General features: G+C 63.9%; 13 protein-coding genes. All 13 read right to left on the bottom strand.

Annotated elements, in window-relative coordinates; translation table 11 throughout:
• Positions 1–112 precede the first annotated feature (112 nt).
• The 13 genes from Q2941_RS17015 to Q2941_RS16955 all read right to left on the bottom strand — a co-directional run bounded on the left by Q2941_RS17015 (position 113) and on the right by Q2941_RS16955 (position 15,493).
• Positions 113–1,225: a serine hydrolase domain-containing protein gene (locus Q2941_RS17015; RefSeq protein WP_458193184.1), complete on the bottom strand. Its 1,113-nt coding sequence runs from the start codon at positions 1,223–1,225 to the stop codon at positions 113–115.
• A 97-nt stretch (positions 1,226–1,322) separates the two neighbouring features.
• Positions 1,323–2,162 carry a hypothetical protein gene (locus tag Q2941_RS17010; protein ID WP_458193183.1) on the bottom strand — a complete coding sequence of 280 codons (840 nt, stop codon included), beginning with the start codon at positions 2,160–2,162 and terminating at the stop codon, positions 1,323–1,325.
• Positions 2,119–3,843, bottom strand: coding sequence for a M56 family metallopeptidase (locus Q2941_RS17005; protein WP_458193182.1), 1,725 nt, complete (start codon positions 3,841–3,843; stop codon positions 2,119–2,121). The genes Q2941_RS17010 and Q2941_RS17005 overlap by 44 nt, the downstream gene beginning before the upstream one ends.
• Positions 3,840–4,232 (bottom strand): BlaI/MecI/CopY family transcriptional regulator, encoded by a 393-nt coding sequence (locus tag Q2941_RS17000; RefSeq protein ID WP_027524466.1) that lies wholly within the window; start codon positions 4,230–4,232, stop codon positions 3,840–3,842. Before Q2941_RS17000 ends, Q2941_RS17005 begins: the two co-directional genes overlap by 4 nt.
• A gap of 136 nt (positions 4,233–4,368) precedes the next feature.
• Positions 4,369–6,033 (bottom strand): NAD-dependent malic enzyme, encoded by a 1,665-nt coding sequence (locus Q2941_RS16995; protein WP_458193181.1) that lies wholly within the window; start codon positions 6,031–6,033, stop codon positions 4,369–4,371.
• Positions 6,034–6,204: 171 nt separating this feature from the next.
• Positions 6,205–7,203: a tripartite tricarboxylate transporter substrate-binding protein gene (locus Q2941_RS16990; RefSeq protein ID WP_458193192.1), complete on the bottom strand. Its 999-nt coding sequence runs from the start codon at positions 7,201–7,203 to the stop codon at positions 6,205–6,207.
• Positions 7,204–7,299: 96 nt separating this feature from the next.
• Entirely contained in the window at positions 7,300–9,636 is a 2,337-nt protein-coding gene (locus Q2941_RS16985) for a mechanosensitive ion channel domain-containing protein (protein ID WP_458193180.1), read from the bottom strand.
• A gap of 686 nt (positions 9,637–10,322) precedes the next feature.
• Positions 10,323–11,180: a metallophosphoesterase family protein gene (locus tag Q2941_RS16980; RefSeq protein ID WP_458193179.1), complete on the bottom strand. Its 858-nt coding sequence runs from the start codon at positions 11,178–11,180 to the stop codon at positions 10,323–10,325.
• 23 nt (positions 11,181–11,203) lie between these two features.
• Positions 11,204–12,244, bottom strand: coding sequence for an extracellular solute-binding protein (locus Q2941_RS16975; protein WP_458193178.1), 1,041 nt, complete (start codon positions 12,242–12,244; stop codon positions 11,204–11,206).
• Entirely contained in the window at positions 12,241–12,495 is a 255-nt protein-coding gene (locus Q2941_RS16970) for a hypothetical protein (protein ID WP_458193177.1), read from the bottom strand. Before Q2941_RS16970 ends, Q2941_RS16975 begins: the two co-directional genes overlap by 4 nt.
• A 40-nt stretch (positions 12,496–12,535) precedes the next feature.
• A complete protein-coding gene (locus Q2941_RS16965; RefSeq protein ID WP_458193176.1) occupies positions 12,536–13,378 on the bottom strand; it encodes a carbohydrate ABC transporter permease in 843 nt (280 codons plus the stop codon).
• A 5-nt stretch (positions 13,379–13,383) separates the two neighbouring features.
• Positions 13,384–14,325 (bottom strand): carbohydrate ABC transporter permease, encoded by a 942-nt coding sequence (locus Q2941_RS16960; RefSeq protein WP_458193175.1) that lies wholly within the window; start codon positions 14,323–14,325, stop codon positions 13,384–13,386.
• Positions 14,318–15,493 (bottom strand): ABC transporter ATP-binding protein, encoded by a 1,176-nt coding sequence (locus Q2941_RS16955; RefSeq protein WP_458193174.1) that lies wholly within the window; start codon positions 15,491–15,493, stop codon positions 14,318–14,320. Before Q2941_RS16955 ends, Q2941_RS16960 begins: the two co-directional genes overlap by 8 nt.
• Positions 15,494–15,531: the final 38 nt, after the last annotated feature.

Raw genomic sequence — 15,531 nt, 5'->3', positions numbered from 1 at the left:
CCATGACACGTTGTAATGCTACAAATCGTAGCACTTGCGCTTGTCGGCTGCAAGCTCCGATTGAGCGGTCCGCGACGGGTGCTCATCAGCCTCGTGCCGCAAATCAAGGCGTTCAGCCCGTAGGCGAAATCGCCCGCAAGACATCCCTGAAAACGCCGTACTGCAATTGAAACGCTTGCGGGCTGTAGTCCTGGTAGTAACCCGCGGTCACCACGACGACGAGATCGAGCTCCGGGACGATGCGGATCGACTGCCCGCCTCGACCGAGCGCACCAACCCAGTGGACCTCGCGCCCATTGATCTGGGTGCGACCCAGCCACCAGAGATAGCCGTAGAAAAAGGGGCCCGTGGCTTTCAGCTGCGGTGTCATCGAGGCGTCGATCCATGCCTTCGAAACTATCTGGCGACCGTTCCACCGGCCGCCCGCGAGGACGAGCTGGCCGATTTTTGCCATATCGCGTGGCCGCAAGCGCAATCCCCCTCCGGCATCGCTATCCCCCTTGACCCGGGCCCACGCGAGGCGGGTGATGCCCATCGGCTCGAACAAAGCCTCACGCGCAAACTCGTCGAGGGGGCGTCCAGTGGACTTGCGCATGATGGCCGACAGGAGCGTAAGCGCGCCGGTGTTGTAGAAGAATTCCCGTCCTGGCAGAGCCGTCACCGGAAGACTGAGGACGTAGCGACAAGGATCTGGCGCCGTATGCATGCGCACCTCGTCGTTGTCGTCCTCGTTGCTCGGAATCGCTTCCACCCACTTCAGACCCAAAGACATGGTGAGCAGGTGCGACAGCCGGATGCCTTCCTTCTCGGGGGAACGCAAATCGGCCAACTCGGGAAAGAAACTGAAGATGGGTTCATTGACGCCGCCGATGATCCCGCGATCGATTGCGATCCCGACGGCGAGTGACGCGACACTCTTTGAAACCGATTTCACGTTGTGCAGTGTATCGGCATCGAGGGTGACGTTTTCCACCTGGCGGTTGTTGATTTCGTCGGTGCCCTTGAAGTACCGCTCGAACACCAGCCGGCCACTGCGTGCGACCAGAATGCCGTGCACATTGGCCGTGCCGGGGGCCGCGAGGCGATCGGCCATCCTGCGCAGTGCAGCGCTGTCGACAAGCTTGTCCTCATTGACGGCCGCGACGGGCCAGCCGTCGTCTCGCGCGGCCGGAATACCGGAGTCGTCGGGCGGGTCCGGATACACCGGCAACGTGGTGATCGGCACCAGCGCAGCTCCACCGAGAAGTGAAACAAATTGGCGCCGTCTCATTTGATGTTCTCGTTGCGCCTTTTGCAGCCGCGCAGCTCGCTTGCGTGCGTTCCTAGAAATTTGGCCCCAGCGCGATTTTCGTGATGGTGCCGTTCTTGACCCCGATCCGCCATTCCGCCGAGCCGTTGGCGAACTGGGCGATGTAGATGTCGCTGTCGAGCGCGGTGACGCCGCGGAACGACATCGCGCGCAGCGCACCGAGCCGCGTCAGGATCGCCTGGTCGAACGGAAGCTGCTGACGCGTCAGCTCGGCAACCTCCGTGGTCATGTGGTCATAGTCCGGACGGCCCTTGCCGACTCCCTCGATGTACTGCCGCAGCATCTCCTCGCCGTTGGCGATCGGCATGCTCCGCCGGGTCGCGCGCCCCAGCCGCGCACCGGGATGCGGCGCGTCGACGTTGTAGAAGCGCGTCTGCCGTCCCGGCAGCAGGATCTCGCGACATTGTCCCGACCGGTCGGCAATCACCCACGGACTTTTGACTGTGGTGAGGAAGGACGACGTCATGCTGCTGCCGATGGTTGTCTGCATTCGCCGATTGCCGTCCGTATCCAGGTTGAAGACCTGAATGTCGTCACCGGTGTCGTTGTAGAACATGATCCTGATCGGCGAGCCGCCGGCCTGGCCGCGAACGGCGGCTTGTTCCGAACAGGCGACGATGCCGCCGAGTTCGTCGTTGCCGTCGGGACGGAAGGTCACGTCGCCAGTTTTGCCGTCCGGGTCGATCAGCAGGCGAAACTCAGCCGTGCCGTTTTCGAACTTCGCGCCATAGATGTCGTATCCGCCGGGGCCGACGCCGCGGAAGAAGATCGATTCCACTGCGCCCAGCGCCAGGAACGTCGCGTGTAATTCACCGGCCTGCCGATGGATCTTGGCGGCCAGCGGCGCGCTCATGGCGTCGTAGTTCGGCGTACCGCGACGCAAATCTTCGATGCCGCGGAGGATCATCTCCTTGCTGCCCGGCGCCGGGACCTGGTCCCTGAACCGCTCCGGAACTTCCGCGATCCGCCGCAGGAAGTCGGCCTCGATGCTGCCTGCGACGGCCGCATCGATGCGTCCCGCCAGGCGCGGGCCCGACGCCGCGCTGTGCAGGAGGACCCCGCGCCACCTGGGCCTGATCGTCGCGCAGGAAGACCACGAGATCGTCGCCCCTGATCGAGAACGCGTCGGCGCCTTCGGCCATCAGGGCAAAGGCGGGCCGGCCGGTTTCGTGCGCCAGCAGCCGATTGCCATCGCGCTTGACGGTCAGCACGCGGTTGAAGGCGACCTTGTACCAGCCGACATACTGGTCGAGCGAGGCAGGATCGACGGCCGGAGCCGGCATCTCGGCGAGGCGGGTGGCTCGGACGTCGCGACCGTTCACCCGCATCATCAGCTCCGAGGACCGGCGCTCCGCATCGACCGGAAACGCGATGTTGCCGAACGAGGCGACATAGGACGCCATGCCATCCTGCACCGTCAGTCGCAGCTTGCGCTGCCCGGCCCACTGCCCGAACAATTCATCGCCGTCGCGGAAGATGGCGAACACCGACGTCGGGCCAAGCGCGTAGAAATTGACGAACGCGCGATAGTGCTGCCCGCTGCCCGTCTCGCCGGCATCCTCCACGGCCGGGCTCGCCTCCGGCGTGCGATAGGCGATCATGCCGGTCGAGACGATCACGGCCGGCACGATCATGGCCGCGATCCAGACGCGCTTGCGCCAGCCGACCGCAGCGGGCATCGCCGCTGCTGCAATGATGCGCTCGACGCGGGCGCGCACCGTCGATGCCCGGGCCATCGCCAGCTCCATCGGACGCGGCTTCACGGAAGTTGCGACGTCGAGCAGGATCTCCGCGTAGGACAGCCTGTCGTCGATCGCCTCGATCGCCTGAACGTCGCTGATGATCTCGGCAAGCTCCGCCAGATGCGCGAGCTGCCACCACGAGAATGGGCTGAACCAGAACACGGCGCGGTTAAGTGAGGCGAGCAGCAGGACGTAGAAGTCGCGATTGGCGACATGCGCGCCCTCATGGGCGAGCACGGCGAGCCGCTTTTGCGCATCCCAGTCAAGAAACTGCGGCGGCACGAGAATGATCGATCCGAAAGTGACGGGACCGCCGACGTCGCGGCTGACGCGCACCTCGGCATTGACAACCCGGGGGCCGCCCATCGGCCTCGCAGCCCGCGCCAGACGAAAGGTCAGCCAGAGGCCGACGAGGAGCCGCAGCAGCAGGACGCCGGCGATGCCGGCATAGACGATCGTGGCGATGCCCCACCAGTTGATCGGCGCCGGGATTTTCACTGGCGAAGCCAGGGCTGCGCCGTGGTCGGCGGGCAGCACGGGCGACAAGGACTCCCCGATCAGTACCTCAGCCGGCCAGACATCGTCCGGCGCTGCCACCGGCAACGGCAGGCGCGTGATGGTGAGCGTCGGCCAATGCATCACGAACGGCATCGCGAGCGAGGCAAGCAGCACGACGACCCACGCAGTCATGCGCACGTGCGGATTGCGCACGCGAAAGAGATAAAGACCAAACCAGACGACGCCTCCCAGTACAAAGGAGCGCAGCGCCGCCTCTGCCAGAGTTGCGATCATTCTTTCTTCACTCCCCTCACCTTTTTCGCTTTGGCCACCTGGTCAGCCAGCGTGCGCAACTGCTGCTGATCGAGCATCGCATTATCGACCATGCCGACCAGCACCTCCTCGATCGAACCGTTGCAGAACCAGTCGACGATGCGCTGGACCGCCTTGGCGGCGACGCGTGCGCGGGGCTCGACCGCCTGGTAGACATAGGTGCGTCCGTCCACAGTGTGCCGCGCGTAGCCCTTTTCTTCCAGCCGGCGCAGGACAGTGCGGACGGTCGACTCCTTGAGACGGCGCGGCAACCGTTCACGCACGACCTCGGCCGTCACCGGCCCATGAGCCCAAACCAATTGCATGACCTCGCGCTCGAGGTCGCCCAGTTCGGGCAAACGATCGTCCATGGTATCTGACCTTGCGGCTGGAAGTTTCTTGTAACGCTACGGATCGTCGCATATACGGCCGCGCCGCGCAACGGCGTTTCCACCTCAGATAGTGCCGGGGTGCTGACCGATCCGCCCGCGCGGGCGGGCGAAGCCGTCAGTAATGCGGCTCGTACATCTGCGACCGGACGAGGCCCATCACGTCATTGGGCGCGGGCCCGTCCGCAAGGCCGCGTTGATAGGCGACTTGCGCAACTGCCGCGGCGATCTTGGCGGAGACCTCGCGGATGCGTGGCAGCGCCGGGTAGAGGCTGCCCTGATCGAGATCGTCCTTGCCGACGCAATCAGCGAGCGAATGCGCGGCGGCCATGAACATCTCGTCGGTCACGAGGCGCGACCGGCTGGCGATCACGCCGAGGCCGACGCCCGGGAAGATGTAGGAGTTGTTGCCCTGGCGCGGGACGAACGTTCTGCCGTTGAGCGTCACCGGGTCATAGGGACTGCCGCAGGCGAACAGCGCGCGGCCCTCGGTGTAGCGATAGGCGTCCTCGGCCGAGCACTCCGCCTTCGAGGTGGGATTGGAGAGCGCGAACACGATCGGATGCGCGTTGAGCTTCGCGATCGCCTTGAGCACGTCCGGCGTGAACGCGCCCCCGACCGCCGCGACGCCGATGATCGCGGTCGGCTTCAGCGTTTCGATCGCGGCGAGGAAGTCGGCGATCTGCCCATGGTCGTGGGCGTAGCGCAGCTTGTGACCGGACAGGCCGGCCCGCCCCCTGACGACAAGGCCGCGAGAATCCACCAGCCAGTTGCGCATCAGCGCTTCGGCTTCGGAGGCGCCCTCCGCCATCATCGCCGAGACCACGAGATCGGCGATGCCGGTCGCGGCCTCGCCCGCGCCCAGGAACAGGATGCGCTGATCCCTGAGCTTGCCGCCGCTGACGCGCAGCGCCGAGAACAGGCCGGCAAGCGCCACCGCCGCCGTGCCCTGGATGTCGTCGTTGAAGACGCAGGCCTCGTCCCGGTATTTGTGCAACAGCTTGAACGCGGCGTGGTTGGCAAAATCCTCGAACTGGATCAGCACGCCCGGAAACGTCTTGCGCGCAGCCTGCATGAACTCGTCGACGAAACTGTCATAGGCTTCGCCCGTCAGGCGCCGTTCGCGCAAACCGAGATAATAGGGATCGCGCAGCAGCTCCTCATTGTTGGTGCCGACGTCGAGCACGATCGGCAGGCACTGCTCCGGATGCACGCCGGCACAGGCCGAATAGAGCGAGAGCTTGCCGACCGGGATGCCCATGCCGTTGGCACCGAGATCGCCGAGGCCGAGAATCCGTTCGCCGTCGGTCACCACGATCAACTTGCCGGGATAAGGCCAGTTCTTCAAAATCTCGGCGATCTGGCCGCGATCGCGCGAAGAGATGAACATGCCGCGCGGACGCTGGAAGATCAGGCCGTATTTCTGGCAGGCGAGCCCGACCGTCGGCGTGTAGATCAGCGGCTGGATCTCGTCGATATTGTCGCAGACGACGCGAAAGAACAGCGCCTCGTTGCGATCATGCAACGCGTTCAACGCAACATACTTCTCGAGGTCACTCGGCAGATTGCGCAAATTGATCAGGACGCGCTCCGCCTGGTCCTGCATCGTCAGCACGCAAGGCGGCAAAAGGCCACGCAGGCCGAGTGCGGCACGTTCCTGTTCGGTGAAAGCGGTGCCCTTGTTGAGCAAGGGATCGCGGAGCAGCGTCATGCCACGCGTCGAGCTGGAAGGCGTTGAGCTGGAAGGCGTTGAGTGGGCGGTGACCCGGTCAGGTCTATTCACGAATTCCCCCGAGAGTTTCTTTTGTCAGAACAAACATTGTCCGCCACCCCTTGATTGAGATCAAGGACATTGCAGGTCAAGACCCGATTGTGATCTCGCACCGCAGCGATGCACGTGTGATGAAGAATGACGCAGGCTGCATCAGGCCAGCCAAAAAGTTAATGCCGCGCCCTATTCCGCCTTTATGTCGGCGATCTTCACGATACGCCACCACTTGTCGATCTCGGCGCTCTGGAACGCTGCGAGTGCGGCCGGAGCCTGCTGCTCGCGTGGCGGGATCTCCTGACCGAGCTCCGCAAAGCGCTGACGGACCTTTGGATCGGCGAGCGCGGCCACGATTGCCGCGTTGAGCCGCTCGAGGACGTCCCTGGGCGTGTTCTTCGGCGCCCATAATCCGTGCCAGTAGGAAATGTAGAGGCCAGGGAGGCCCGCTTCGTCGACCGTCGGAATATCAGGCGCGGCGGCAAGTCGCGTCGGCGAGGTCACTGCAAACGCCTTGATCGTTCCGTTCTTGATCTGCGGCAACGAATTCGACGCCTGATCGAACATCAGGTCGATCTGCCCGGCTACGAGGTCGATCATGGCCGGACCCGCGCCCCGATAGGGCACGAACTGGAATTCCGTACCGGTCCTCGTCTTGAAGAACACGCCGGCGACGTGCGCGCCGGAGCCAGCGCCGGCCGTCCCGGCTGACGCCTTGTTCGGATTGTCCTTCAGCCAGGCGATCAGCTCCTTGAGACTACCGGCCTCCAGGGTCTTCCTGCCGACGATGAGCTGAGGCCCGCTGGCAACCAGCGCGATCGGTTCGAAATCGGCAAGCACGTCGTAACTGAGCTTGTAGATCGCACCGTTCAGCACGTGCGTGCCCCAATGACCGATGGTGATCGTGGTACCGTCGGGGGTTGCCCGCGCGACGCGCGCGCCTGCGATGCTGCCGGACGCGCCGACCACATTCTCCACCACGATCGTTGCGCGAAGATCGGCCGCCATCCGCTCGGCAAGAATCCGCGCCAGCGTGTCGGTCGGTCCGCCCGCCGCAAACGGCACCACCAGCGTGATCGGCCGCGACGGGAATGACTGGCTCGTCCCCGGTGCGGCGAACGCAACGAGTCCGATCAGTGCGCAAATCACAGTGACAAAGCCGCGCATTCGGGCCGACAATCCACCCATCATTTCCCAGCCTCCCGCTTGCGCCCGCAGTTGACCGGCGGGCTTGTTTGTGGCGAGAAGTGAACGACGTCGCCGTTCAGGAGGCAAGGAAGAAGATCAGCCGGTCGCCCGCCGCAAGGTCAGGTTCGAGGCCGCGTCGGCCGGCGCGGCGATCTGCATCAGAATGGTCTGCGCGGAGGAAGCAATCTCGATTCCGTTTTCCTGGAAGCGCAGCTTCATGCGGCGGTTGAACTCGCGTTGAACCGGCCAGCGGCCGCTGTCGGTGCAACGGATCTGGCCGACGATCGACACCATGGAGCCGTCCACCTTGTCGATGCCCCAGAGCTCCAGATCGCCGCGGATCGCGGCGCGGAACTCCGGCTCCCGACGCATTTCATCGACGATGTCCTTGAGGATTTGCCCGGCGCGATCGGTATCCGCCTTGTAGGCGACATTGACACTGACCGATGCATTGCCCGCGCCACGGCTTGAATTGGTAATGGTGGTCACCGCGCTGAACGGCACGATGTGCACCGAGCCGTCGCCGGCGCGCAGGCGAATGGTGCGGATCGAGACATTTTCGACCACCCCCGTCAGCCCGGATACGCTGACGGTGTCGCCGACCTGCACCGTATTCTCGAGGAGGAGAAACAGGCCGGTGATGAGATCCTGCACCAGCTTTTGCGAGCCGAAGCCGATTGCGATACCGACGATGCCGGCCCCCGCCAGAAGCGGCGCGACATTGACGCCGATCTCGCTCAGCGCGGTGAGACCGACGACGGTCGCAATCAGGCAGAGCAACACCGTCCGCAGCATCGGTTGAAACGTGCGCAGACGCGCCGCGCGGGCGTAGTGGCCCTCGCGCGACAGGGCATTGATCTGTCGATCCATCAGCGCATTGCTGGCCTCCCATATCGCAGCCGCGATTGCGGCGGCAATGCCGATGGTCGCGACGGCGGACACGAGCCTGCTGCCGATCTGGCCACCATAGAACCAGACGATGGCATCAACGCCCCAGACCTCCAGCACGGCCACAAAGCCGATAAAGGCGATGATACCCGAGACGATCTTGCGCAGCAGAGGCAGATAGCGGTTGGCGCGGATCTCGAGGCCGGGAAAGCGCTGGAGGATCTCCGGATTGATGCGGAAGCCGCGGTCGATCAGGCTCAGCGTCACCATGATGGCGACGCGCGTGATCAGCGCAACCGCGATGGTGCCGACGAAATACTGGAGCAGCAGCGAATAGCCGTTTTGGATGTTGAGCGCCCAGACCGCCCACAGCGCCAGATCGAGTGCAATCGCAGGATAGTGCCAGATGCTGGCAACGCGATTACGCACCCTTGCCGCAAGGCCCTGCCGGCCGGCCGGCGCGCGAATGGCCTCGGCGACCTGGCGGCGGCATTGCAGGATGATGACCACGATGAAGAGATGCACGATCAGCATGACCATGCGCAGCAAGGCGGCATAGCCGGCCCGATGCAGGCCGAGCAGCAGCGCCACATTGGCAAAGGCGATGCCGGAAACACCGACGCCGACGATGCGCCGCGCCCAGATCTCGATATAGGCCGCGGTCTCGGCGCGAACCGGAAAGAGGCCGAAGGGCCCCGCCAGCGCCCGGACCAGACAGATCAGTCCTCGCGAGAACGCATAGGCATTGACGACGGCGAGGATGACAAGGCGGACGGTCGCCGGCTCGCCGATCTCGGTTCCCAGCAACGTCGTGGCAATGCCGACAAAGACGAACACCGGGAGCAATTCGATCGCGAGGCGGCCGAGCACGAAAGGCAGACGGAGCAGGAGTTGCCAGGCGCGGGCCAGACTGGCGCGGCGGCGATGCAGCTCAGGCTCGGCAGCCACGGACAATGGCGGCTCGATGATGGGGAGCGCCTGCGTGGGCACGTGCGGAGCCTGCGGCACGCGCGCCTCCAGGAATGCGACCGGACGCCTGATCAGGCGGAAAATCAGCCACTCGGCGCAGAAGGCGCAGCCGAACACCAGCGCCAGCTTCCACGCAATCTCGATCAGCAGATTGTAGGCGGCGGGGTCATTCGCCGTCCGCACGATCCAGTAGTAGAACGCCGGAAAATGCGTGAGTGTCCGCGCCATGTCGGCGACCTGACGCGAGATCTCGCCGATCTCCTCCGAGACCGTCAGCAGAAGCTGTGCGCCGAGCCCGTCGGCTGACAGCGAAGCGGGCGACTTCTGCTCGGGCGCGGGTGTTGCACCCTGCGGCTGATCCGACACACTGGCGATTGCGCGCAGCGTATCGATCATCCGGGCACGCTTCTGATCGTCCTGCAGCGTGTCCAGTGCGCGCCGAGCCTGCTCCGGGGAGAGCGTTGCAGCATTGCCGGTCGCAGGCGGCGGCGCCGGTTCGGCGCGAGCACCGGAAAGAGTTGAGATCGCGAGGAAGATGCAGGCAGCGAGAAGCGCCGAAGACAGCCGTTGCGACACGATTAAGTCCCCAGAAATGGCTAAGGCGGTGTCAGAACCGGCACCGCCTTGTGTACGATTCATGTCGGATCACCGCTATTCGCCCCGGTGCTGTGTCGGAAGTTTGCCGTCGCGGCGACTTTCTCTTGGCATTTGCTGCGACGCATGACACACACAACGTCAACGCGTATGCGACCGGGCTGCCGTCTTCGAGGCAATGTCGACCGCTCGCCACACAATCGTGCCCAGGCTCCGCGACGGAGAGCCGGACTACGATCGATGACTTGGTGATTTGCCCAGAACGCAGGAGAACATCTAACGCTTCGCCGGGCGATGGCTGCGCCATCGTCGCCGACAGAAACCGGAATGCTCAAAATTACAGCGCCGGGCCGGTAAGGGGCCATGCCTCACTGATGCGGCCCACTTAACCTTGACCCGGCGTGCCGTTCGCGGATGTTACCGCTATGCGATAGTCCGAACGAGCTCCATCGCACTTAACGCGGCTGGATCTGCGGAGGTGGTGTCATAGACCTCCCCTTGCTCATGACATGGACGTTACGCGTCGCGCTGGGCGACCGGTGACATGCTCCTCCCGCGACATAAAACTGTCAAGCGGGATCAATGGTGCAGCGAGCAAATGTGAAGTGACGGCGCGCGTGTTCGCGGATCGGAATAAAACGGTTCCACTGGCATTTGCGTCAACGAGGTTATCGACGGACTTGATTCACTATCGTTGTAAAATCGGGAAGCGGCGCCGTCCATTTCGATTTGGCATGGCGCCACGGCAGCGTCACGGCGAAGGGATCGCGACCGCCCACGGTCCACGTTAGAACGTCGCCCTCGATCTCCAGGACGGCGGTCGTCCCGGCTGGCGCGCCCGCAGTCGTAAAGCTCTCGGTCAACGATTGCAGCGTGATGTGCGGCGTGGCGTCCACGGTGCTCACCGAATTCCAGTGGACATGACCTGCGAGCGCGACGATCGGGCACGGAGCAGCGGCAATGACCCGCCGGATGTCAGCGATCTCGGCGTAGGTGGAATGCCCCGGATTGTTTTCGAAATAGTAGTTGCCGATCTGGGCATGCCCGGAGAGCGGCACGTGGCTCACGAGCAAGGTCGGTCGATCATCGGCCTCGAGAATATCCGAAAGCTCGCGCAGATCGCCTGGAGCGAGATGAAAGCCGCGTTCAAGCGTCAGGCTCACATCGGGCTGCCAGAAGACGATCCGCACGTCGCCGACAAGCTGGGAGCGAGACGACGTCGGGGCTCCCAGGATAGCCTCGTTCTCAGCCGCGCTAAGCATCGCGTGATCGTGATTGCCGCTGACGTGGTAACGCGGGATGCGGACGGCCTGAAACAACCGGGCGACGTCGGCCTGAAGCTCGCGGTCGCGTGCGGAACTTTCATCGGAAATGCGATCGCCGAGGTCGATCACGGCGCTGAAATCACCCTTGTCGACATCGCTGATGAAGCGCTCGAGCAACGGGAGCGCGGCCGAGCCCTTCTTGCTAAGGGTGTCCCGGCCGTGGTGAATATCGGAAATGATGGCAAGGCGTGTGCGGGTCATGATCGATCTCTCGCGGACAACCGTCAGCCCTGCTTCCGAGGCAGCAAGGCCTGCACAGTTTTCCCCATGTCGTCGAGCGTTGGGTCAGCGTCGCCCCGCTTCGCCACGATGGTCTGCAGGTGATCATTGATCGTATCGGTGACCCGCAGCGCGTTCGGGCCCGGGAACGCATACCACCCGGTGATCACGTCCTGCTGGCGGATCGAGATCATGTGGTTTGGATTGTCGCGATAGAATTTCGCGAGCAGATCGTCCCGCTGGGCAGGAATCGAAGTTGCCGGCATATATCCGGTCGCGTTCACCATCATGGTTGCGCCGATCGGACCGGTCGCAAATTTGATGAACTCCCATGCCGCCTTCTGCTTGGCGGAATCCTTTGTGAACATCATCGCGACGTTGCCGCCGGCCGGCAGGCGAGCATTCGGTGCAGACAAGGGATAACGGCCACAGGCCAGACGAAAGCGCCCACCGATCTCGCGATTGTAGCGCGCGAGCTGCGCCGTTGATTGCATGGAAATGCCCATGCGACCGGAGAACATGTCCTGGAACATGACCTCGGGCTTCACATCGGGCATCTTGCCGTCGTCGACCAGGCTACGCAGCACGCGGACGCCTTGGCGCCCCGCAGCCTCGGTGAAGCGCACCTTGGTTTCGCTGTCGTCAAGGAAGGCGCCGCCGTGCGACAGCACCAACGCCTGCCAGCCCCAATTGCCTGTGATGGTCCAGTCGTAGAAGATACCGGTGATGGTCTTGGCGGGGGCATGCATCGCCGCGGCGAGCTTGATGACCTCGTCCCAGCTCGTCGGCAGTTTGTCGGGGTCGCCGCCGGCCGCCCTCACCAGATCGGCATTGTAGTAAAGGATCGGCGTCGACAGGGCAAAGCCGATGCCGGTCTGCTTGCCGCCGACCTGGCCGAGCGACAGCAGCGTCGGCGAGAACCCGAGATCCCTGGTCTCGGGGTCGGCCGCCAGAAACGGCGCGAGGTCGACAGGAATGCCGCGCTCGTCGAGGGTGCGCTGGCGGTTGAGGCCCTGGAATGCGACATCAGGCAGCGAGTTGGTCACGGCGTCACGCAGGGTCGCTGCATGATCTCCTCATAGCCGTTCTCCGGCGCACGCAGCGTCACCTTGACCGATGGATTCTTGGCCTGGAATTCCTTCGCTAGGGATTCCATCAAATCCTTGAACAGCACCGGTATCGAGTAGGCGACTCTGATTTCGGTCACACCGGATTGAGCGCGGAGAAAGGACGGCATGGCGACGGTGCCGGCAACCGCGGCGGCGTTAGAGAGGAACTGTCGTCGGGAGCGCTTCATGTTTATTTCCTGTCTCTGGAGCTTGATCGGTCCTTCGCCTTCACTTCACCGCGGACATGGTCATGCTGTCGATGAACCATCGCTGGGCGAACAGGAAGGCGACTGCGAGCGGAGCGTTGACCACGACCGCTGCGGCCATGAGGTAGCCGTAGTTGGTGCCGGCCTCGGCATTGGCGAAGAAGAGAATACCGAGCGGCGGAGGTGCCAGCTGCTCGGACTGGACGACGATCAATGGCCAGAAGAAGTCGTTCCAGTGCCACACCAGCGAGAGGATTCCGAACGACACCAGCGCTGGGATCGCAGTCGGCACCATGATGCGCCAGACGATGGCGAATTCGGAGAGACCGTCGAGCCGCGCCGCATCGAGGAGATCGTCGGGCACGGTGCGAAAGAACTGCCGCATCAGGAAGATGCCGAAGACCGAGATCGAGGGCGGCAGGATCAGCGCAAGATAGCTGTCCAATATGCCGAACTTCCACAGCATGACGTAGATTGGGATCGCGGTGACCTGGGGCGGGACGAGGAGACCGGCCAGTACGAGGACGAAGGTCGTCTCGCGACCGTGCCACCGGAGCTTCGCCAGCGCGTAGGCGCAAGGCAGCGCAAGGGCAACCTGAGCTACAAAGATGCAGACGCCGACGAAGAGACCGTTGAGCAGGTAGCGCCCGAGCGGCTGCCTGGTGAAGGCCGCCAAGTAGTTCGATAGCCCGTTCCAGCCATCCGGCAGCAGATGGAAATGCGGTGCATAGATCTCCCCTTGTGTCTTCAGGCTGATCGACACCATCAGGATGAAAGGTGCGAGCATCAGGATCGCGCCAGCCCCGAGCACGAGATGCCGGAAAAGTCCGAAGCCAAGACCTGCGAGATTCGTTCTACCCTTCATCCGCGTCATCCGTAGTGGGCGCGCTTGTCGAGAAGAGTGGTCTGCACCAGCGTCAGCAGCAGCACGATCCCCAGGAACACGCAGGTGAGCGCGGCCGCGTAGCCTGAGCGCAGGAAGGAGAAGCCCTCCTGGTACATCTGGAAGAGCAGCACGCTGGTGGACTTGTTGGGGCCGCCTTGCGTAAGGACCGCGATAGTGTCGAAGACCTGGAATGACCGGATCGATGTGATCGTCACGACGAACACGGCGGCCGGGCCGAGCAGCGGCCAGGTGACCAGCCGAAAACGCTCCCAGGCGCCGTCGACACCGTCGAGCGCAGCAGCCTCGTAAAGGTCGCGCGGGATGGCTTTCAGGCCGGCAAGGAACAGCACCATATTAAGGCCGACAGCTTGCCAGATTCCGATGACGCCGAGCGCGTAGAGCGCCGTAGACGGCGTCTTCAGCCAGTCGAGCGTCGGCAACCCAAGGACCGCGAAGAGCTGATTGACGACGCCGATCGTCGGATGGAACGCGAACTGGAATACGAAGGCCATCGCCAGCAGCGTCGCGGTGACCGGCAAGAAATAGACTGCGCGGTAAAACCCGCGCAACGACGTCCCCGCCTCGATCAGCAGCGCCACCAGCAATCCAAGCAGTACCGAAAGCGGCACGGAGAACGAGACGTAGAGCAGCGTATTCTTCAGCGAGACCCAGAACGACGGGTCCGCGAGCATCTCGGCGTAATTGCCAAGCCCGACCCAGGCGATCGTCGGCGCACCGAACGTCCAATCGGTGAAGGAGAGAACGACGACTGCTACGGCTGGCCCCAGCAGCAGCAGCCACATCAGCATCACCGCAGGCGATGCGAGTATCCATCCGGCCAGCATCTCTGCCGCCAGGCCTGCGGGGCGCGCCGTTCCAGCATGAGCCGAAGCGCTCGGTGCCTTCAACGTCCCCGCCTCAGCCATGACGCACCTCGGCAAGACGCGGCACGGCGTTGCTCGCCGTTGCCCGAACGCGCCGGCCCGTCGCGTCGAACAGGAGGACACGCGATGGATCCGCCCAAATGCGAACGCGGCGCCCGACCGCGAGCCTAGCCGCATCCACGGGATCAGCGCGCATCACGACGGCGGACGCGAGGTTCTCGACCCCCACATAGACGAGCGTTTCCGAACCCAGCGGCTCGAAATGCCGCACCGTGCCGGTCAGCTCTGCTCCGCGAGCATTCTCGTGTTCGAGCGTCCACGCTTCGGGACGGATCGCGAGTGAAACCGGCGCGCCGGCATCGACCCGCGCCGATATCGGCCAGGAGCGGCCCAGTACTTCGACGCAACCATCGGCGCGCACCGTCGCTGGAATGACGTTGATCTCCGGTGTCCCGATGAAGCGGGCGATCTCGATCGTCGCCGGATCGTCATAGACCTGTTGCGGCGGAGCAACCTGGAGCAGGCGGCCGCCCATCATCACGGCGACACGATCGGACATGGTCATCGCTTCAGCCTGATCGTGGGTCACGTAGATGAACGTCGCCCCGAGGCGATGATGCAGTTCGGCGATCTCCGCACGCGCTTGCAGGCGCATCTTTGCATCGAGATTGGACAGCGGCTCGTCCATCAGGAAGGCAAGCGGCTGGCGCACCATGGCACGCGCGAGTGCGACGCGCTGACGCTGGCCGCCGGAAAGCTGCGATGGCCTGCGATCGTGCAGATGGTCAATGCCAAGCGCCGACGTGACGGCGCACACGTCGGCGGCGATCGCTCGCCGAGCCTCGCCTGCCCCGGGCATTATGCGACCGATCAGCGGCAGCCGCTGCAAGACATTCATGCGGCGCATGGTCAACGGAAGCGCGACGTTCTTCGCAACCGTCATGTGCGGGTACAGCGCATAGGACTGAAACACCATCGCCAGGTCGCGCTGCTTCGGCCGCAAGGCGTCGACGCAGCGATCACCGATCCGAATGCTGCCGCTGTCCTGGTCTTCGAAACCGGCGATGATGCGCAACAACGTGGTCTTGCCGCAACCGGACGGACCGACCAGCGTCAGGAATTCACCATGGGCGATGTCGAGCGACACGTCGTTCAAGACGTCCGCCTGACGGAACGCCTTGCTTATGTTCTCGACCGAAATCCGTGCCATCTGCCGCCTCCATGCCGCCGCATCATTGGCACCGTCGG

The organism is Bradyrhizobium sp. UFLA05-153 (genome assembly GCF_054185185.1).
Note: the sequence above shows the minus strand (reverse complement) of the source record. Positions and strands in the feature narration are given on the sequence as shown.